At 60.7% G+C, this 18,182-nt stretch carries 18 protein-coding genes; 11 read left to right on the forward strand and 7 right to left on the reverse strand.

Features of this window, described 5'->3' with window-relative positions; genetic code table 11:
* Positions 1-429: 429 nt before the first annotated feature.
* Together HWY30_RS08710 and HWY30_RS08715 are read left to right on the forward strand one after the other, a co-directional pair.
* A complete protein-coding gene (locus tag HWY30_RS08710; protein ID WP_090808886.1) occupies positions 430-774 on the forward strand; it encodes a BON domain-containing protein in 345 nt (114 codons plus the stop codon).
* A gap of 21 nt (positions 775-795) precedes the next feature.
* Complete coding sequence (locus tag HWY30_RS08715; protein WP_167368751.1) at positions 796-942, forward strand: hypothetical protein; 147 nt, start codon at positions 796-798, stop codon at positions 940-942.
* A gap of 103 nt (positions 943-1,045) precedes the next feature.
* Here the strand turns inward: HWY30_RS08715 and HWY30_RS08720 are convergent, their stop codons facing one another.
* On the reverse strand, positions 1,046-1,993 hold the full coding sequence (locus HWY30_RS08720) for an SDR family NAD(P)-dependent oxidoreductase (protein ID WP_244144835.1): 948 nt from the start codon (positions 1,991-1,993) through the stop codon (positions 1,046-1,048).
* A 22-nt stretch (positions 1,994-2,015) separates the two neighbouring features.
* Positions 2,016-3,155 (reverse strand): phosphotransferase, encoded by a 1,140-nt coding sequence (locus HWY30_RS08725; protein ID WP_244144836.1) that lies wholly within the window; start codon positions 3,153-3,155, stop codon positions 2,016-2,018.
* Here HWY30_RS08725 and HWY30_RS08730 point away from each other — a divergent pair.
* The 6 genes from HWY30_RS08730 (at position 3,138) to HWY30_RS08755 (ending at position 9,636) form a co-directional block, all read left to right on the forward strand.
* Positions 3,138-3,620, forward strand: a complete 483-nt coding sequence (locus HWY30_RS08730) for a MarR family winged helix-turn-helix transcriptional regulator (protein ID WP_244144837.1) — start codon at positions 3,138-3,140, stop codon at positions 3,618-3,620. The two genes, HWY30_RS08725 and HWY30_RS08730, sit on opposite strands and share 18 nt — an antisense overlap.
* 292 nt (positions 3,621-3,912) lie before the next feature.
* Positions 3,913-5,157 (forward strand): acyl-CoA reductase, encoded by a 1,245-nt coding sequence (locus HWY30_RS08735; protein ID WP_244144838.1) that lies wholly within the window; start codon positions 3,913-3,915, stop codon positions 5,155-5,157.
* Positions 5,157-6,542, forward strand: coding sequence for a hypothetical protein (locus HWY30_RS08740; protein WP_090808877.1), 1,386 nt, complete (start codon positions 5,157-5,159; stop codon positions 6,540-6,542). The genes HWY30_RS08735 and HWY30_RS08740 overlap by 1 nt, the downstream gene beginning before the upstream one ends.
* Positions 6,543-6,578: 36 nt before the next feature.
* Entirely contained in the window at positions 6,579-7,430 is an 852-nt protein-coding gene (locus tag HWY30_RS08745) for an oxidoreductase (RefSeq protein ID WP_090808876.1), read from the forward strand.
* Between the two features lie 29 nt (positions 7,431-7,459).
* Positions 7,460-8,824 carry a hypothetical protein gene (locus HWY30_RS08750; RefSeq protein ID WP_090808874.1) on the forward strand — a complete coding sequence of 455 codons (1,365 nt, stop codon included), beginning with the start codon at positions 7,460-7,462 and terminating at the stop codon, positions 8,822-8,824.
* Between the two features lie 113 nt (positions 8,825-8,937).
* Positions 8,938-9,636, forward strand: coding sequence for a TetR/AcrR family transcriptional regulator (locus HWY30_RS08755; protein ID WP_244144839.1), 699 nt, complete (start codon positions 8,938-8,940; stop codon positions 9,634-9,636).
* Positions 9,637-9,669: 33 nt separating this feature from the next.
* Here HWY30_RS08755 and HWY30_RS08760 read toward each other — a convergent pair whose 3' ends face one another.
* Positions 9,670-10,134, reverse strand: coding sequence for a PaaI family thioesterase (locus HWY30_RS08760; protein ID WP_090810388.1), 465 nt, complete (start codon positions 10,132-10,134; stop codon positions 9,670-9,672).
* A gap of 108 nt (positions 10,135-10,242) precedes the next feature.
* Between HWY30_RS08760 and HWY30_RS08765 the strand changes: the two genes are divergently transcribed.
* Positions 10,243-11,394, forward strand: a complete 1,152-nt coding sequence (locus tag HWY30_RS08765) for an NADH:flavin oxidoreductase (protein WP_090808871.1) — start codon at positions 10,243-10,245, stop codon at positions 11,392-11,394.
* A gap of 62 nt (positions 11,395-11,456) precedes the next feature.
* On the opposite strand, the gene HWY30_RS08770 is transcribed toward HWY30_RS08765, so the two are convergent.
* From HWY30_RS08770 to HWY30_RS08780, 3 genes are all read right to left on the reverse strand, one after another.
* A complete protein-coding gene (locus tag HWY30_RS08770; protein WP_090810386.1) occupies positions 11,457-12,152 on the reverse strand; it encodes an SDR family NAD(P)-dependent oxidoreductase in 696 nt (231 codons plus the stop codon).
* A 63-nt stretch (positions 12,153-12,215) separates the two neighbouring features.
* The gene (locus tag HWY30_RS08775) at positions 12,216-13,010 is read right to left on the reverse strand and encodes an enoyl-CoA hydratase/isomerase family protein (protein WP_090808869.1); all 795 of its coding nucleotides are present in this window, start codon (positions 13,008-13,010) and stop codon (positions 12,216-12,218) included.
* Between the two features lie 75 nt (positions 13,011-13,085).
* Positions 13,086-14,282: an amidohydrolase family protein gene (locus HWY30_RS08780; RefSeq protein ID WP_090808866.1), complete on the reverse strand. Its 1,197-nt coding sequence runs from the start codon at positions 14,280-14,282 to the stop codon at positions 13,086-13,088.
* Positions 14,283-14,517: 235 nt separating this feature from the next.
* Between HWY30_RS08780 and HWY30_RS08785 the strand changes: the two genes are divergently transcribed.
* Entirely contained in the window at positions 14,518-15,939 is a 1,422-nt protein-coding gene (locus tag HWY30_RS08785) for an MFS transporter (protein ID WP_244144840.1), read from the forward strand.
* 109 nt (positions 15,940-16,048) lie between these two features.
* Here HWY30_RS08785 and HWY30_RS08790 read toward each other — a convergent pair whose 3' ends face one another.
* Positions 16,049-16,843: an IclR family transcriptional regulator gene (locus HWY30_RS08790; RefSeq protein ID WP_090810384.1), complete on the reverse strand. Its 795-nt coding sequence runs from the start codon at positions 16,841-16,843 to the stop codon at positions 16,049-16,051.
* Positions 16,844-17,091: 248 nt separating this feature from the next.
* On the opposite strand from HWY30_RS08790, the gene HWY30_RS08795 reads away from it, so the two are divergent.
* Complete coding sequence (locus HWY30_RS08795) at positions 17,092-17,856, forward strand: SDR family NAD(P)-dependent oxidoreductase (protein WP_090808862.1); 765 nt, start codon at positions 17,092-17,094, stop codon at positions 17,854-17,856.
* The last annotated feature ends 326 nt before the right edge of the window (positions 17,857-18,182 follow it).

Below are 18,182 nucleotides of genomic sequence, written 5' to 3' on the forward strand. Positions count from 1 at the left end.
AAATGGGCATGCAGATAGGCTTTATGCCGGGACATCAGACTTCTGGTGGGGCGCTTCAAGGGTCTTCGTTGCCCCCGTGCGGCGCTTTGACCAGCGGACCGATGACAGTGCGACCCTCCGCGTGACACCTTGAAACCCGCTCGCCCGGGTATTGGGAGGATTGACAGGCTCAGACATGGGAAAACTTCTTCAGATACCGTCTTCGGCTAACGTATGCAGTTCGTGGGAAACTGCGATGGCGACAGTCAGATACTCGTTCTCTCGTACCTGCGCAATTGCTACGCCTGATTCGCCTCGCCAAATCGACGCGAAGGGTTGCCCTGCCAATACAGGTAGCCTGTAAGCCGAGATGCGCCGTATCCCTTCGCCACTCGGCGCGCTTTTCAGCCCACCATTTAGCGCTTATCGAATCAGGATTTCATAGCCGACATGCGAAACGCGCCATACATCAAAAGCCGATTGCTGATCGTCGCGGCGTTCGCATTGCCAGCGTTCGTGTTCACCAGCGGCTGTAAATCCACGGTGACGCCGCCCTTGACAGCGCCGGGGAAGATCGCCGCTGACGACGCTGCGCTCGCCGCCCGGGTGAAGCAGGCGCTCGTCGCGAACCCGGAACTGAGATCCTTGCCGATGAGCGTCGCGACGTATCGAGGCGTCGTGCAGTTGTCAGGATACGTGGATTCGGAGGCACAGATTCAGAAAGCGCTTGCCGTGACGCGCGGCGTGCCGGGGGTGCAATCCGTGAGCAACGATCTGCACCTCAGGCCGCAATGACGCGCGTTTGCCGGAAAGCAGATGAACCAAGGCGCGGACGACCTGGACGAACATCGACAGATCGTTCGGATCGAGCGCGATATTTATCCAGGGCCGAGCAAAGGGGCGATTGGCATGAACCGCAATTCGACGGCCATGCCAGTGCCAGACAGGTGCCGTTTCCTGTAACGCGGGTCAAATTCGGCCCCGCTAAGTTACCAGAAGATTTGGCCAGGAAAGCACAGCGGAAAGTGACGCTTTGCTGCCCGACGTACCCCGCCCGATACGGTGGCTATTGCTGGACCAGATCGTACGCCGCAAGCGCCGCAATCTGCGTCACGCCACCGTCCACGGGTAAGCACGTACCGGTAATGAATCGCGATTCGTCGCTGGCGAGAAACAGCGCGGCGGCCGCGACGTCCCATGCATCTCCCTCCAATGGGAGGGGCGCGATCTTGCGGCGACGTTCGCGAGCCTTATCGTCAAGCATGCTTTCCACCATTGGCGTAAGAATATGCCCCGGAGCAATCGCGTTGGCACGAACTTGATCGCGGCCGTACATCACCGCGAGTTCACGCGTAAAGCCGACCATTCCCGCCTTTGACGAGCCATACGCGGCCGACCCGTGGCTGCGGATGCCTGCGATTGAACCGATGTTGACGATGGCCCCGCCCCCGCGCGCCACGATCTTCGGCACCGCACTTCGGCTCATCAAGAACGCACTTTTCAGATTGACGTCGATCACACGGTCCCAGGACGCTTCGTCGACGTCCTGCAATCGCCCCGGCGCGCCCGAGATACCGACGTTGTTGATGAGAATGTCCAGGCCTCCATACCGCTGAACGGTCTCTTCGACAATGCGCGCACAGACAGCGCCGTCCGTGATATCGCCGGTCGATACGAACGCTCGGCCGCCCGCTTCCGTGATCAGCGCGAGCGTTTCCGCCGCCCGCTCGTACTGCTGATCGACGAGGCAGACGGACGCGCCCTCCGCCGCAAAAAGACAGGCAATGGCCTTGCCCGTGCCAAAACCCCGACCGAGCGATCCTGCGCCGGTCACGATCGCGATCTTGCCGCTTAAACGTTGATGAAAGATTTTCGGAACAGGCATGCCGTAATCGGTTGATGAAAGTCCACTGTCATCTTGAACGTTCGAGCGAGCACCTGCACGTTCAAGCCATAACTCGCCAGGAGGCTGCCGATGGTCGAGCTTAGTCTCGCGAGGCCAATAATGCAACATATGGTTGCATTATTGGCCTGGATCATGTCGATTCGCGCACCGTGCCGTGATCCAACAATGCCGCGCCAAAGCGTGCCGCATACGCGGTGTTCACTGCTTCGGTCTGGAAGCGGGTTTCGTTAATCGCAAAGATGAAGTATCCATACGCGAGATCGCGTCGATAGTCGTTCCACGCTTCGTCGAAATCGGGCGCCTCGACCCCGCCAATCGCCAGCTGCGAAAGATAGTGTTCGAGCAGCGACCGCTCCCATGAGCGACGGTCCTCGATATCGAGTGCGCACCCTATGTGATAGGCAACCTCGAGGCTCCAAGGCGCCCGACTGACCTGGGCATCGAAAAAACCTGGCGTCCCGTCAGCTTCGACGTACAGATTTCCCAGATGCGTATCGCCGTGAATAAGGCATACCGGTTTGCTCTTATGTTCGCGCGCAATGCGCGCGAGAGATGCCATCATCCAGTCCCGATCGTGCAGATACCGGCTTACTGCCGCTCCTCTCGGCAGCGATATGTAGTGGGCCCAGACGTCCGGTTCGAGGTATCGGTTCTGGTATTCCAGCGACCAGTCCGAAAAGCGCTCTCCCACCCATTCGAGCCGACCGCCCTTGTCGAACTCCCGGCTGTTCCATGTTTGCGCGTGATAGCGCGCCATCGCACTCAACCGTAGGGCGACTTGTTCGTAGCCCTGCGATTGCTGGGCACGGCAAAACTGAACGTTACGCTCGCTCAGGTCTTCCATCACGACGACCGATTGCCAGGCGTCAGGATCCGTGCCTGCAAAAAAGCATCTAGGCGCGTTCATGTTGATGAACGGTAGAACGTCGCGATAAAACCGCATTTCGTTGCGATACATGTCTCTCATCGAAGGACTGTGATCCTCGAAACCGCCCTTGACGATCATGCGCGCCGGCAGCGCCATTGCCTGTCCCGCCTCGTTGTACTCGAGTGCGACGCGTACCTTGGTCGACGTACCCGGCAATACCTCCACGTGCCGGCACGAAGTTACTTCGGCGCCGGGAAAGCGGAACGCGATCGCGGAGCTTAGCCACTTTGCGGTCACTTCCTCAACAGCGACAGGCAACGCCATGTCACTTACCACACCAGATTCCGACAAGGTTCCTCCCGAAGATTGCAAACAAAAAGACGCATGCGCATCGTCGCGCATACCTGCTCCCCGTCGCAACATGGGGAAAACCACACCTCGCCTATCGTTGCATATTTTGAATGCCGTGCATATAGTTGCTTGCAAATGCAGCTACTTTTTTGGCAGGAAATCGACGAAAAGCTCGCTGCGAGCGAGCTTTCAGCAATACAGTGGGGAATCCTGAAAGCACTGTACGACGGACGTGCTCGCACACCTACCGCCTTGTGCCGGGTGCTGCTCGCTGACAGCAGCATCATGACCCGCAAGCTCGATTCGCTTGAAAAAAGAGGATTGATTGAACGAATTCGCAGCACTTCCGACCGACGCTGTGTCGAGCTCACATTGACTGCGAACGGCCGCCAGTTGTTGCGCGGAACCCTGCCGCACATCGTCGATGCAAGCAATCGGCAGCTTCGCGGCTTCACGGTCGAAGAAGTCCGAACCGTCAAACATTTACTCGATCGGATGATCGTCAATCTGAGCTGACTAGCGATAGCAAGCTCGGAATGGACCAGCGTCTGCGCCCCAGGTCAACGCGTATCGATATTTGAAAGGAGCTTTTATGGAGCACCCCGAAACAACGGAAAGGCAACGCGGGAACCCGGCGCAGGAGCCCAGCCTCGTGCCGCTGCCGGTTCCTCACGTATACCGCGGTCGCACTGTCACCGGAAGCGCCATCAGGCACGTGTCGCGTGATCTTGGCCAAGGTTTCTGCACGCCCAGGATCGACCTTGACGACCTCGTGTGGCCGCGAGCTGAGTCAGGCCCCGCCTTCGATATGCCGATTGCGAAGGTTATCGACTTTCTTGTCGAGCTGGGGCCGCGTTTGCATCTGGACGTCAATCCGCTGATGCAGGCCGCGCTCGAGTCAATGATCAAAGTGAGTCCGCTCGGGCGACGGATTCTCGAAAACTGCTATCGCGACATTCCCAACCTTTTCGCACGCGAGGTAATCGAGGACGAGTTGCGCGTAAGTCTTGGCGACGCGCGCCTCGTCGACGGTTGGGTGGCACGCACGCTGCGCGGGCGCCCGAGTCGTCTGCGCGCGTTTCCTCCGCGCCTCGTACATGTGCTCGCAGGCAACTCGCCGATGGTGGCAGCCATGACGGTCATGCGCGCGGCGCTGACGAAAGGCGTCCACCTGCTCAAGCTGCCTTCGAACGATCTTTTCACGGCCACTGCAATTCTGCGCACGATGGCCGACATCGACCCGGATCATCCCGTCACCCAGTCGTTTTCGGCTGCGTATTGGCGCGGTGGAGACGAAAATGTCGAGTCGATTCTTTATCGTCCGCAGTACTTCGACAAGATTGTCGTATGGGGTGGCGACAGCGCGGTTCGGCACGTGATGCGCTACGCTGGCCCCGGGCTCGAGCTGGTCGCGTTCGATCCGAAGGTATCTATCTCGCTGGTCGGCCGTGAAGCCTTTGCATCCGACGAGGTGCTGCGCGACGTCGCGCGTGCCGGCGCAGCCGATGTGCTGTCGTTCAACCAGGACGCGTGCAATGCGAGCCGGTATCAATTCATCGAAGGCGACGAAGACGACGCCGACCGCTATGCCGAGCAACTGGCGCTGGCACTCGGCCAGGACTTTCGCTATGGCGACGGCCAGGGCCCGCTGGTGCCCAGCGACATTCGCGAAGCGGTTGATGTGCTGCGTGAGATGGAGCCGCTCTACCGGGTGTTCGGCGGATACGACGGCAAGGGGCTCGTCATTCGCTCGGAAGAAATGGTCGATTTTCATCCCATTTGCAAGACCGTCAACGTCGTTCCCGTGGCAAGCCTGCGCGACGGTGCGCGCTATGCGACCGTCGCCACGCAAACGGTCGGCATCTATCCGCCGCACCGGGTCACAGAGGTGCGCGACGCGCTCGCGTGCGCTGGCGTGCAACGCATCGTGGCGCTGGGCGAGTCTATTTCAGATGGGGTTGGCGGCTATCCGCACGACGGCATGTTCCCGATCCATCGATTCATGAAATGGGTCTCGGAGGAATCGGGCCCGAATCCGGGGGAGACCCAATAATGCAAGCCCTTTCCACGCTGCTTCAACTCACGGATCTTCAAGACCCCTTCCGCAACGCGCCGGAAAGCCTCCATGCCGCGCAACTGCAAGCCGTGCGCGAGCGCTTCGCGCAGCGCCGGCAGCAGATTCGCATTCTCGACAAGCGAGCCAGCGAGGCCGGAGTGACGGAAGTGAAGAGCATGAGCGACGCCGTGCCATTGCTTTTTGCAGACTCCGTCTACAAGAGCTATCCCGATTCGTTCATCGAGCAGGGAAAATGGCGCCACCTCACGGCGTGGCTTCAAACGCTCACAACCCGCAAGATCGACGGACTCGACTACGGCACGATCGCCGATCTCGACGACTGGATCCATGCGCTGCGTCGAAACGGCCACTACGTGATGAGCTCGAGCGGGACCTCGGGCAAGCAGTCCTTCATTTACCAGAGCGAAGCCGACCGCGATCTCGGCTGGCGCCTTCTCTCCCAAGGCATTCGCTGGGCGGCGAGCGGCATGCGCGATCCGTCGCGTCGCTATCCCGTGTTCCTTCTGACGCCCTCCTCCGGCTCTTACACCGGAACGGAGCGCATGGCGAAATTCGCCGAATCGATTGCAATGCCGGGCGACCTTCATTACATGTCGGATGTGCCGCAAAGCGCCGCGCACACCACGCGCATGGCGCGCATGCGGCGGGCCATCGCGGACGGCACCGTGCTCCCGAGTGAAATCGAAGCCTTCCAGAACGAAAGTCGAGAACGCAGCGAACGCGTACAAGCCGATTTCCGGCAGTTCATCGACCAACTGCTCGAACGGCGTCACGAGCCCATGTTCATCATGGGCATGATGGGCATGCTTTATCAGATCGTCGCCACGGCGCGCCAGCGTGGCATTCCCGACGCCGACTTTCACCCCGACACGATCATTAGTATCGGCGGCGGCAAGAAAGGTGCGAACCTGCCAGAAGATTTCCAGCAACAGTGCGAGCGCTTCTTCAACTTCAACGCGACCAACTTCAACGACGGCTACGGCATGGGCGAAGTATCGGGCTTTTGCCCGTGGTTTCACGAAGCGAAGGCGTGGACGGTCCCGCCCTGGCTCGTCCCGCTGGTGCTCGACTCGACCGGCGAACAACTGCTCAATCCTGCGGACGGGAAAGGCATCGTCGAGGGACGGCTCGCCATGATCGACCTGCTCGCGGATGGGCGCTGGGGCGGCGTGATCAGCGGCGACAAGGTCACCGTGGAGTTCGGTCACGGCATCGACGGCGTACGCACGCCCATCATTCGCGACGTGGTGCGCTACAAGGATTTGCCCGGCGGCGACGACAAGCTGTCCTGCGCGGGAACGATCGACGCCTACGTCCGCGGAGAGATCGCCGACATGACCGAGGCCCGGACCGCCAACTAAATCGATGTTTGCTACTCATCTGAAGGCCAATCGACAATGACTGAAACACATGCAAGCCCAGCCGTGTGGTTCATTACCGGCGTTTCGTCCGGCTTCGGCCGTTCGCTTGCGCAGGCGGTCCTCGCCCGTGGCGACAAAGTGGTCGGGACCGTTCGGAATGACGCACAGATCACGCCGTTCGAAAATCTCGCACCCGGACGCGCGCACGGTGTGCTGCTTGACGTGACCGACGCGGCAGCGGCGCGTCGCGGCGTCGAGCAGGCCATCGAGCGCGCGGGACCGATCGACGTACTCGTCAACAATGCGGGCTACGGTCTCTTCGGCGCATTTGAAGAGGTCTCCGACGCGGAAGCACGTCAGCTGTTCGATACCAACGTGTTTGGAACGGTCAACGTCATACGTGCCGTACTGCCTCATTTTCGCGAGCGCAACCGCGGTCATATCGTGAACTTCTCGTCGGTCGCGGGCGTGATCGGCATCGCGGGCTGCAGTTTCTATTGCGCTTCGAAGCATGCGATCGAAGGGCTTTCGGAATCGCTCGCTCGTGAGCTGAGCCCGTTCGGGATTCGTGTGACCGTGGTCGAGCCGGGCGGCTTCCGCACCAATTTCGCGGGCGGATCGCTGAAGTGGAGCGAGGTCGAATCACCCGTCTATACGGAGACCGTGGGCAAGATGCGTCGTTACATGAGCAGCTACCACGGCACGCAAACGGGCGATCCGGCCAAGGCTGCCGACGCCATCGTGCGCGCGGTTTCCGCAGACGTCCCACCGCTGCGGCTACCGCTAGGTCCGGACGCCGTCGACCTCGTTCGGAAGAAACTTTCGTCCGTGCAACACGACCTCGAAGCCTGGCTCGACGTGTCGAGTTCCACCGACTTCGACCACTGACGCCTGGCAACTCAAGCCCTGGAGACGACATGTCCGCTTTGGACCCGTTCTATGCAATGCTGCGCGGTGAAAGCGACCCGTTTCGCAAGCACCCCGAGAACCTTCGCGAGCTTCAGCTCGCTGCCATGAAAGAGCGCTTCGCCGAGCGCCGCGAACAGATCAGGCTACTGCGTCGCAGAGCGGAAGATGTCGGCGTCAACGAGGTGACCCGCCATGAAGATATGGTGCCCCTGCTGTTTGCGCATCAGATCTACAAGAGCTACCCCGAGTCATTCATCGACAACGGCCGCTGGAAGCATCTTTCGGCATGGCTGCAAACGCTATCGAGCAAACGGGTGGCCGAAGTCGATCTGGACGGCCTGGACAACGTCGACGCATGGATGGACCGTCTGCGCACGGCGGGACACCATGTTTTCAGCTCGAGCGGCACATCCGGAAAGTGCAGCTTCATCAGTCAGACGCAAGCCGATCTCGACAATGTCACCGAGTCGTGCGTGAAGCTGGGCGTCTACGGCAACGCAATGATCCGAAGAGATTTCGGCAAGCGCCCGGCTTTCCTCATGATGCCGCCTGCCGGCGCGCATCGGCATATCGAACCGGTACTGAACGCAGCGCAACGGCTCGGCGCGGAAACCACGCTGATGTTCGACGAACCGGTGCTCGCATCCGCAACGATTTCGATGGGCCGCATGCGCCGCGCAATCGCCGACGGCTCCGCGAAACCGAGCGAGGTCGCGGCGTTTCAGGAGCAGGCGGTGGCGCGCCAACGTCATACCGGCAAGATGATCGACCGGTTTCTCGACAAGCTCACCGCGCAGCGCGAAGTTCCGGTGCTCGTCCAGGGCAACTGGTCGTTGCACTGGACGCTCGTCGAGCGCGCCCGTCAGCGCGGCAGCGCCGATGGCATCTGCCATCCGGATACGGTAATCACCACCGGTGGCGGCTTGAAGGGCACCTCGGCCCCCGCCGACTATCGGGAGCAAATCATCCGCTTCTACGGTATTCGTGCCGAGAACGTCCAGAACAGTTATGGCATGTCCGAGATGATCGGGACCGGCCCCTGGTCGGAAGTTGCGCAGGGCTATGCAATCTGCCCGTGGATCGTCCCGTTCGTCCTCGACAAGGCGGGAGAGCAACTGCTGAATCCTGCGGATGGACTGGGCGTCGTTGAGGGGCGCTTCGCGTTTTTCGATCTGCTGGCCGAAGGATACTGGGGTGGTTTCATCACTGGCGACAAGGTCGTGGTCGACTTTTCACCGGCGGGGAACACCGACGGCCTGCAGGGGCCGCTGGTCCGTCAAGTCGGCCGCTATGCCGATCTCGAGGAAGGCGAAGACAAGCTCTCGTGCGCAGGCACGATGGAGTCGTATGTACGTGGCATGATCAACGTTTGAGCCCTGCTGCGCTCGGTCCGAATCCCAGGGGCGCCATTACTGGCGCCCCCTTGGGCTCATGAGTATACTGATGTCCTGATTCCGACATCCAACACTCCCCGATGTACAAACCTATGTCAGTTCAGGCTCCCAACGGAGCCTCGCGGCTCGCTGCGGCGGACAAACCTCGAACGGCTGGCCGGCCCACCCACGACGATGCGGTTCAGTTGCGCGAGCGGCTGCTCGACGCCGCCAAATCCGTGTTCATCAGAGAAGGTTTCGGCGCCGCCAGGGTCGAGGAAATCGCATCGCTGGCTGGCGTCAGCAAAACGACCGTGTATCGCCAGTTCGGCACGAAAGAAGAGCTTTTTCGCTCCATCGTCTGGCGCGGGATGGCCGATCTGCGGGGCAAGATCTCGGAGCACCTGGAACCGGGCCGCGATTTTTCGACGAACCTGGCATCCCTTATCGATGCGCTCGTCGAACACATGGCAATACCGGACAGCATGCACACTTCACGCATGGTCATTGGCGAGGCGATTCGCTTTCCCGATGTCGCAAAGCAGTTTCTGCAGTTCGTGGTGACGATGCTGGAGCCGCTAACCGGCGTTCTGGAAGCCGCCGCGCTCAGCGGCGTAATCGCCATCGACGATCCCTCGAACGCGGCGCGCGATCTTCTCACACTGGTCACAGGCGCGCCCGAAGTGCACCTCGCGGTTCAGACCACTCGTTCCGAACGGAAACGCCGGGCTGAGCGGATTCATCGCCTTCTGTTAACCGCGTGGAGGTACCGTGCGGCACTGGATAAGGTTCGAGCCCGGTCAATGCCGTAACGTTCGTGCGGCCATCCAGGTCTCGCCGACGCACTAGCTGTCAATTTCACCCATCACCTGGAATTGCCCCGACGCCTGGGCGATGCATTTCGCATTCGCCCAGATCCGGCAGTCGGAGAAAATCACCCGCTTTCCCGAACGTAGAACGTCGACGTGTGCTTCCACCCAGTCGCCCGGCTCCGCGTTCCCCATGAAATTGACCGTCAAGCCCGTCGTCAACACCCTGACGGCTGGTTGACGCGAATACTTGCTCGCCCACGTGATGGCGGTGTCTGCCAGCATGCAAACAGCGCCCCCGTGCATCATCTGGCCAAGGTTGCGATGCGCTTCGCGAACGTACATGCCGACGACGTGTCCGCGTTCGCTCTTGCGAAAGTAGGTAGGTCCGAACATCCGATGGAAGGGACCGAACTCCGGCATCAATGCAAAGCCCTCCGGGATGAGCTTTGCGCCGCTCTCTTCGAGCGCGTCTACCGCCAATGAGTCTGCTTGCTCCAATGCAATCCTCCTGTTCAACGCCGCCTGCGAGACGGCGCCAATATTGCTTTTTCATCGATAGAACATAGCGTATCATTATCCGCACACAAGTCAAATATGTGAATGCCCATGGATACCGCTTCGCTCTTTTCACCCCTCACCGTGCGCGGGGTCACGCTTGCCAACCGTATCGTCATGTCACCCATGACTCGCGGCTTTTCGCCGAACGGATTGCCCGGTAGTGACGTCGCCGCCTACTACAAGCGGCGTGCGCAGGGCGAGACAGGCCTGATCATCACAGAAGGCGTCGGCGTCGATCACCCCGCGGCGCTCGGCGAGGCCGGACTCGGAGAAAATTCGATTCCCATGCTCGCCGGAGAGGAATCAGTTGCCGCGTGGCGACGCGTGACGGACGAAGTTCACGCTAGCGGCGGAATCATCTTTCCTCAGTTGTGGCATATGGGACCCATGAAAGAGGCGAATACGGGCCCCTTCCCGGCCGCCTCGCCACTGCGCCCATCGGGACTGTGGGGACCGGAAGGACGAACGACATCGCTCAACGCAAGTTACATGGAGCGCGTCATGCCGCCAACGCGCCCGATGACCGATGCCGAGATCGCGGACGTCATTGCAGCCTATGGTCGAAGCGCGCGCTATGCGACGGCCGCCGGCTTCGACGGCATCGCGATTCACGGAGCTCACGGCTATCTGATCGACGCTTTTTTGTGGGCGGAAACCAATCAACGCACGGATCGATGGGGCAAGGATCTCACGGCGCGCAGCCGCTTTGCCGCCGAAGTTGTCCGCGCAATCCGCGAAGCGATCGGCGCGACGATGCCGATCTCGTTCCGCTTCTCCCAGTGGAAGCAGCAGGATTTCCGCGCGCGTCTCGCCAACGACCCGCACGAACTCGAGCACATTCTCGCGCCGCTCGCGGATGCTGGCGTCGACATCTTCGAGGCGAGCACCCGCTATTTCAACCGGGCGGAATTCGCGGGCTCAGAGATGAATCTCGCCGGTTGGGTGAAGAAGGTAACCGGCAAGCTTTCGATGACCGTTGGTGGGATCGGCATTAACAAGGGCTACTACGATTCAATGGCCGGGGCCGCGACATCGGCGCAGCCCGACCTCACTGCCCTGCTCGATCGTTTCTCACGCGGCGAGTTCGATCTTGTTGGCGTGGGACGCTCGCTTCTACATGATCCGAACTGGGCGCGGCGCGTACGGCTTGGCGAGCCGTTCCTCGGGTTCAGCAACGACTCGCTCGCACACCTCAGCTGAAACGCGATTTGCAGTCGGCGCCGTTGACTCCGGCGTCAACTGCTATTTCCGGTTCGGGATCTTTACGTACGCCCGGTGACAGGAATCAACGCACCGGTCACCCCCGACGCGGCGCCAGACGCGAGAAAGAGAATCACCTCGGCAATTTCTTCAGGCCGTACCCAGCGGGAAAAGTCAGCGTCGGGCATATCCTTGCGGTTCGGTGGCGTATCGATGATGCCTGGCAAGATAGCGTTGACGGTAATGGAACGGCCTTTGAGTTCTTCGGCCAGCGCCTCAGTCAAACGCATCACCCCCGACTTCGAGGCCGCATACGCTCCCATGCCCGCGCCCGCCTTCAGCGCAGCGCCGGCTCCAATATTGATGATGCGTCCGCCCTCCGCGCTGTCGGCAATATGGTCGAGTGCCGCTTTCGACGCAGTCGCCGCCGTGCGCACGTTCGTCCGGTACATCAGATCCCAGGTGTCGAGACTGCCGTCCGCCAGCGTTTCCCAGCGAAAGCCTCCCGCTACATTGACGATCGCATCGAGCCTGCCAAGCTGCTCGACGACCGCGGAAAGCGCCGAGCGCGCCGCATCGAGATCAGTCAGCTCGACGCCTCCTCGCCACCAGGAAGCGTGCAGCTGCTCCGCGCTCGCGTTCTCCGGTTCCAGCGCCTTGTCGATCAGCGCGACCTTCCAGCCGTTCTCGGCAAACACGCGACCAACCGTGCGCCCAAGCGTGCCGAATCCGCCCGTTATCGCCACTACCCGTTGCATGTGCATCTCTCCCTCGCCGCGCCCGGCGCCGCCTGTACCGCTGGCGCCGGACACTGTAAAAGCTCAACGTCCCTTGAACACCGGCTCGCGTTTCTCGCGAAACGCGTTGACCGCCTCTTGATGGTCTTCCGTCAGGTTCGACAGCGCCTCGTATGCAATCGACGCGTCGAGAATGGCATGCGCAAGTTGCTTCAGGCCGATGTTGATCGACGCCTTGGTCCACTGGATGGCGCGCGAAGCGCCGTTTGCGAGACGCTTCGCCATCGCGTCGACCACCGCATCCAGCTGGTCGGCCGGTACGGCATGATTGATGAGACCCAGTCGTGCCGCCTCTTCCGCGGTGACGAGATCCCCCGTCAACAGGTATTCCTTGGCCTTCGCATAGCCCACGAGCTGCGGCCAGATCACCGCGCCGCCATCGCCCGCCACGAAGCCGACTTTCACGTGCGGATCGCCAATCTTTGCATGATTGGCCGCGTAGCTCAGATCCGAGAACAGCGCGATCGTCGCGCCGAGACCAATTGCATGACCGTTGATCTTGGCGATGACCGGCTTCGGACAATCCAGCATCGAGAAGACAATTTTCTTTGCACGCTGCATGCCTTCGAGGAACAGCGTGGGGTTGTCGATGACCTGCTGCATATGCTCGATATCGCCGCCCGCGCTAAAAGCCCGCCCTGCGCCCGTCAACACCACGACACGGGTCTCAACGTCCTCGGCGACATCCAGAAAAAGCCGTGACATCTCAATGTCCATTTGCTCGTCGAACGCGTTCAACGTTTCCGGGCGGTTGAGCGTAACGGTCAAGACGCCGCCTTCGCGTTCGAGCAATAGCGCCTGATAGTCCGAAATATTCATGGCTAACCTGTTCATAATGAAGAAATCGCGCGGGACCGACAGACCTTCTGCCGCCGTCGACCGGTGCAAGGCCGATTACACGTGCAGCGGAATGAACCGGCGGCCGTTGTCGTACATGATCTTGCGCGTGTCTTCTTCCGAGAGCTCATTGCATGCTTCCGACGCGAAGTCCTTCGGTTCGGGCACGCCTTCCGCGTGCGGATAGTCGGAGCCCATCAACAGGAAGTCCGACGATCCCGTTTGAGCGATGATCTGGGCGATGTCGTCCTCCGGATACGCGACCACGAAGACATTTTCCTTGAAGATCTGGCTCGGGCGTTTCTTCAGCTGACCGCACGGCCAGTAGCCATTCTTCGCCATCCCCCGACACTTGTCCATTTTGACGAGCAGCGAAGGCACCCATTCGGCACCGTTTTCGGCGCTGCACAGCTTGACCCGCGGGAAACGCTCGAAGAAGTTGTAGAAGATGAACGACGACAGCGTTTCCATGACCGGCCGCTCGCCGTAACCGTGCATCCAGACAAAGGCGGTCTGACGCTGGCGCGACTGCTGCACGGGCTCGCCCCACACCGCCATATGATCCTTCATGTAGATCGCTTCCGACACATGGAAGGTGACGCGCACGCCCGCTTCGTTGAGGACCGACCAGAACGGATCGAAGTACGGATCCGCAGGTGCACGGCCATTGAACGGCCCCATCGGCATCAGGATCACCCGCACACCGTTCGCAACCAGCCACCTGGCCTCGGCGACAGCCGCATCGAGATCGTCGAGCGTGACGACCGGCGTCGTGTAGATGCGGTCTTTGTAGTTGAAGCCCCAGTCGTCGAGCATCCACTGGTTATACGCATGCAACACCGCATTTGCCGCAACGGGCTCGTTGAGGTAGGAAATACACGCGACCATTTCGCCGATGTACATCGTGCAGGCTTCAACACCGAAATCGTCCATCTTCTTAAGGCGCGCGTCGCGGTTGAACATGTCCGGCGTCGGCGACACCCGCATATCGACGTTATCCTTGCCATCCTTCATCGCGCGCAGCCATTCATGCAGCTTGCCCGGCGGCGGAACGTGCCCATCGGCCGATGTGTAGCCCTCGCTGATTTCCACCTTCCGGTCGCCCACATACATGCAGCGGTTGCCGTCTGCCGTGACACGGCTGGTAAACGACCAGTCCTTCCTGAACTTCTCGGGCAAATGACGGTTGAACGCGTCCTCGACTTCGTAGAAGTGCGTGTCGGCGTCGTAGATCTTCCCTTGATACGTTTGCATGGTCTCGCTCCTGATTGTGGGGAGCGCTTCAGAACGTGCGCCCTTGAGAGAAGTATGGGGTCAAGCCATCGACCAAAAAACTTTCATATCGAACTCGAAAACGTCGATATCGATTTGATATCGGGCGGTGGCCTCGCGATCCTTGCGGTCGGCATCGAACTCTCCAAAAACATCAATACGAACGCCGTTCGTATATAAGTATAATCGAAACGAAGACACGCAACCGGAGACGTTTATGCAAGCCGAAGTACTCTCCCAGCCGGCACACCGAGCGCAACCCGTGGCGGGTCCACCGCGCGGGTTCACGATGGCGATCCTGCTTGCCGCGGTAGCGGCCTCGTCCGGCATCACCGTCATCTACACCGTGCTGGTCACGCTCTACAAGGCTTTTCCTGCATCGAACTCCGTGAGCTGGACCGTCACCGCGTACTGGCTCGGCTCGGCCGTCTTTGCCGCCGTGAGCGGGCGACTCGGCGACCTGTTGGGTTACCGCCGCATCCTGCTCGTGGTGATGTCGGTCGCTGCGGCCGGCGCAGTCGTGGCCGCATGCGCGACCGATGTCGGCATGCTCGTCGCGGGGTGTGCGATGCAATCGATCGCGGCAGGCATTACGCCACTCTCCATCGGGCTGGTCCGTGAGAATCTGCCACCCGCCAGGCTGCCTGCCGCGGTGGGGTTGATCAGTGCAGCAGGCATGGTGTCGGCGGGGCTGATCTACATCTGCGCGGGCGTTGTCGTGGATCACTATTCGTGGCAGGGCGGCTTCTGGTTCAAAGTCGCGCTTTGCGTCGTGGCCGTCGCGGCGGTACGCGCGTGGGCACCGCCGTCGCCACCGAATCCCGGCGTACGGATCGACTACATTCGAGGTCTCGCGTTCGCTCCGGCACTTTGCGCCATCCTCTTCGCCGTGCAGCAAATCCGCACGTGGGGGCTCGGCGATCCGCGGCTGTGGGGCTTGATCGCTGGCGGGATGATCGTGCTCGGACTCTGGGCACGCCATCAACACGAGGCGCGTCATCCGCTCATCAATGTGCGTCTGCTGAAGAGGCGCGAAGTCGTGTTGGCCAATGCATGCATGGCATTCCTCGCGGCAGGCGCCATGCAACTAGGACAGGTCTTCTCGCTGCTCGCCCAGCAACCTGCCGGCACGCACGCCGGATTCGGGTTGAGCGCGACGGCGGCCGGATTACTGATGTTCAGCGTCAACATCGTCGCGCTGGTCGCGAGCCCATGGAGCGGCCGGGTTGCGGCCCGCTACAAGGCCCGGCCCGCTGCCTTGATTGGCATGCTCATACTGGCCTTGGGCTGGGCCTCGCTGATCGTGCTTCATCGCAGCCTGCTGCTCTTCGTTCCAGGTGCGGTGCTGTGCTCGTTCGGCCTCGCCTTCGCAAGCACGGCGCTGTACAACCAGATCGTGGAAGCGACGCCTGCACATCAGACAGGCGAGGCAACGGGCATGCTCTACGTTTTCTTCTCGTGTTTCTTCGCGGTAGGCGCCCAGGCGGTATTTGCGCTGCTGCGCAGCGCGACGGCGGGACACGACGGTGCATCGTTTCCGGCCGAGAGTGGCTATGTTTCGGTATTCGTCTACATCGCCTGCAGTTCGATCGCCGGACTGCTGGTCGCCTTCATGCTGCCGAAGCGTCGTACACACTGACGGTCGTTGCGACCGATCCGTGGCGCGCGGGTACGACGCTTCTTCGACCGCACCGCGACCGCGGCGCATTGAAGCACCCGCTTCACTGCGCCGCCGGCCGACTGGCGAGTCACTCCTCGTCTGCCTGACCCAACGCAGACGCCCGCTGGGCGACTCTGATCATGTTCTCTTCGAGCCGGTGACGTTCGCGGTCGAAGCGTTCGAGCGGCGCACCAATTGCCATCGCCGCGATGACATTGCCATTCGGTCCGAAGACCGGCGACGACACGCCGGCCGAATCCGGCAGTAGTTCACCGCGACTCACCGACAGGCCGCTTTCGAGGATGTGGTCGAGTTCGTCACGCAACGCCTTCTTCGTTGCGATCGTTTGCGGGGTGCGGCGCTCCAATTTGACCGTCTTCATGTAGTCGGTAACGAAAGCGTCCGGTGCGTGGGCGAGCAGCACGCGGCCCGCAGCCGTGCAATAGAGCGGGCGACGCAAACCGATGTGCATTGAATAGCGCACCGATTGCTCGCTCTCGATCACGTCGACATAGGTGATCTCTTTGTGTTCGACGTCAAGGACACCGACATACACGGTTTCATTGGTGCTCTTCGAGAGATCCACCAGGAACGGGCGCAGTATCTTCGAAAAATTCCACGCGGCCATCACGCCTGCCGACAACCGGAAGATCGACGGTCCCAGGCGATAGCGGCCTACGTCGTGCATCAAGTACCCTTCCGCCACCAGAGGTCGCAGCAGATTGAGCAGGCTGCTCTTCGGTGACTCGAGAGCGACATTCAGTTCTGCTAGCGACATCCCGTCCGGAGACTTCGCCAGCACATCGAAAATTCCGAGGAGTCGGGTCAGCGAGCGCGGCCCGCTGACGTCCCGGTCCGCCGGCGCTGAGGTCTCTTTCAACATGATTTTCCCCATGAATTGACTGTATCGATTATACGTGAACTATTCACATAGTTTTACATCGATCAAAATTTGGCACACTTTTACACCACCCGAATTCGGGAATACGCCAGGGCGCTCCCTCACACAGCTTGATATATATTTGAACATCGTTCGCAAATCTGAAATGCAGAAGCATCATCTTCCAGACCATTTACGCAATACGCTCGCGCGTCGAACAGCAACATCAACCTTCACTTCTGGATTCACTCATGTACACGAAAAAACTGGCAGAAAAGGTCGCCATCGTGACCGGAGGCGGCCAAGGCGTTGGACTCGGCATCGCCCTGGCGCTTGCCACCGAGAGGGCGAGTCTGGTCCTCACTGGTCGCACGGAGGCCAAACTCGCGCGGGCTGCTGAGGAACTGAGCGCCCTCGGTTCGCAAGTGCTGGTTGTGCCCGGCGATACGCGCAATCGTGCCGACGCCGTGCGGACAGTCGAGCTTGCCGTCGAGCGATTCGGACGTGTGGACGCACTCATCAACAATGCCCAAAGCAGCAGCCCGGGGGTACCGCTCGAGTCCGTTACCGACGATGACTGGAGCAACACGCTCGAATCGGGCTTGTACGGCACGCTGTATTTCATGCAGGCCGCATTGCCGCGGATGAAGTCGCAGGGCCGCGGCGCCATCATCAACTTCGGCTCGCGCACCGGCATCGAAGGCCTCAAGGGATTCGGCGCGTACGCCGCAACCAAGGAGGGCATTCGTGGGCTCTCGCGTGTTGCCGCGCGCGAATGGGGCGTCTACGGCATTACCGTCAACGTCATTTGCCCGGCAGCGCTCACACCTGCCGCCGAAGCCTACCTCGAAGCCAATCCTCAGGAACGCACTCGCTATCTCTCTGAAATTGCGCTTGGCCGCTTCGGCGATCCTCAGCGCGATATTGGACGAACAGTTGCATTTCTATGTAGTGACGACGCTAATTTCATAACCGGGCAGACTATCAGTGTGGACGGCGGACAGTCAATGCTCTAGTGCGTCTGTTTGAACACGGTGCAACATATGAAACGTCCAGTTGCATTATCGCGAGCCTCGATCCGAGGAGTGAGCTTCCCGCCGGGCGCGTACCACGAAGCTTGAAGAGCGATCAGGCGTTTCTCCTCTCACACTCTTCGCGAGAGCGTGTGCGCCCACGGCGGTGTACGCGTCGTCGGGATAGCTCGCGCCGGCGCCCGCGTTTCCGCGGGTATTCCGATGTGCATCAAAGAACCTCTGATTACATAAGCGTGATACGAAAATACCGACGAGGCCGCTACGGGATGCGGCAATCATTCAACCGTCGAACGAAAAGCGCGTCCAGG

The organism is Paraburkholderia tuberum STM678 (assembly GCF_902833905.1).
Taxonomy (GTDB): domain Bacteria; phylum Pseudomonadota; class Gammaproteobacteria; order Burkholderiales; family Burkholderiaceae; genus Paraburkholderia; species Paraburkholderia tuberum.

What these genes read in the sequence shown, in the direction of transcription:
- HWY30_RS08780 (WP_090808866.1), bottom strand. Translation starts at nt 14,282, where the DNA reads ATGCAAACGTATCAAGGGAAGATCTACGACGCCGACACGCACTTCTAC.
- HWY30_RS08735 (WP_244144838.1), top strand. Translation starts at nt 3,913, where the DNA reads ATGCCGATTGCGAAGGTTATCGACTTTCTTGTCGAGCTGGGGCCGCGT.
- HWY30_RS08745 (WP_090808876.1), top strand. Translation starts at nt 6,579, where the DNA reads ATGACTGAAACACATGCAAGCCCAGCCGTGTGGTTCATTACCGGCGTT.
- HWY30_RS08720 (WP_244144835.1), bottom strand. Translation starts at nt 1,993, where the DNA reads ATGTTGCATTATTGGCCTCGCGAGACTAAGCTCGACCATCGGCAGCCT.
- HWY30_RS08770 (WP_090810386.1), bottom strand. Translation starts at nt 12,152, where the DNA reads ATGCAACGGGTAGTGGCGATAACGGGCGGATTCGGCACGCTTGGGCGC.
- HWY30_RS08785 (WP_244144840.1), top strand. Translation starts at nt 14,518, where the DNA reads ATGCAAGCCGAAGTACTCTCCCAGCCGGCACACCGAGCGCAACCCGTG.
- HWY30_RS08715 (WP_167368751.1), top strand. Translation starts at nt 796, where the DNA reads ATGAACCAAGGCGCGGACGACCTGGACGAACATCGACAGATCGTTCGG.
- HWY30_RS08740 (WP_090808877.1), top strand. Translation starts at nt 5,157, where the DNA reads ATGCAAGCCCTTTCCACGCTGCTTCAACTCACGGATCTTCAAGACCCC.
- HWY30_RS08795 (WP_090808862.1), top strand. Translation starts at nt 17,092, where the DNA reads ATGTACACGAAAAAACTGGCAGAAAAGGTCGCCATCGTGACCGGAGGC.
- HWY30_RS08725 (WP_244144836.1), bottom strand. Translation starts at nt 3,155, where the DNA reads ATGCGCGACGATGCGCATGCGTCTTTTTGTTTGCAATCTTCGGGAGGA.
- HWY30_RS08775 (WP_090808869.1), bottom strand. Translation starts at nt 13,010, where the DNA reads ATGAATATTTCGGACTATCAGGCGCTATTGCTCGAACGCGAAGGCGGC.
- HWY30_RS08765 (WP_090808871.1), top strand. Translation starts at nt 10,243, where the DNA reads ATGGATACCGCTTCGCTCTTTTCACCCCTCACCGTGCGCGGGGTCACG.
- HWY30_RS08710 (WP_090808886.1), top strand. Translation starts at nt 430, where the DNA reads ATGCGAAACGCGCCATACATCAAAAGCCGATTGCTGATCGTCGCGGCG.
- HWY30_RS08790 (WP_090810384.1), bottom strand. Translation starts at nt 16,843, where the DNA reads ATGTTGAAAGAGACCTCAGCGCCGGCGGACCGGGACGTCAGCGGGCCG.
- HWY30_RS08755 (WP_244144839.1), top strand. Translation starts at nt 8,938, where the DNA reads ATGTCAGTTCAGGCTCCCAACGGAGCCTCGCGGCTCGCTGCGGCGGAC.
- HWY30_RS08730 (WP_244144837.1), top strand. Translation starts at nt 3,138, where the DNA reads ATGCGCATCGTCGCGCATACCTGCTCCCCGTCGCAACATGGGGAAAAC.
- HWY30_RS08750 (WP_090808874.1), top strand. Translation starts at nt 7,460, where the DNA reads ATGTCCGCTTTGGACCCGTTCTATGCAATGCTGCGCGGTGAAAGCGAC.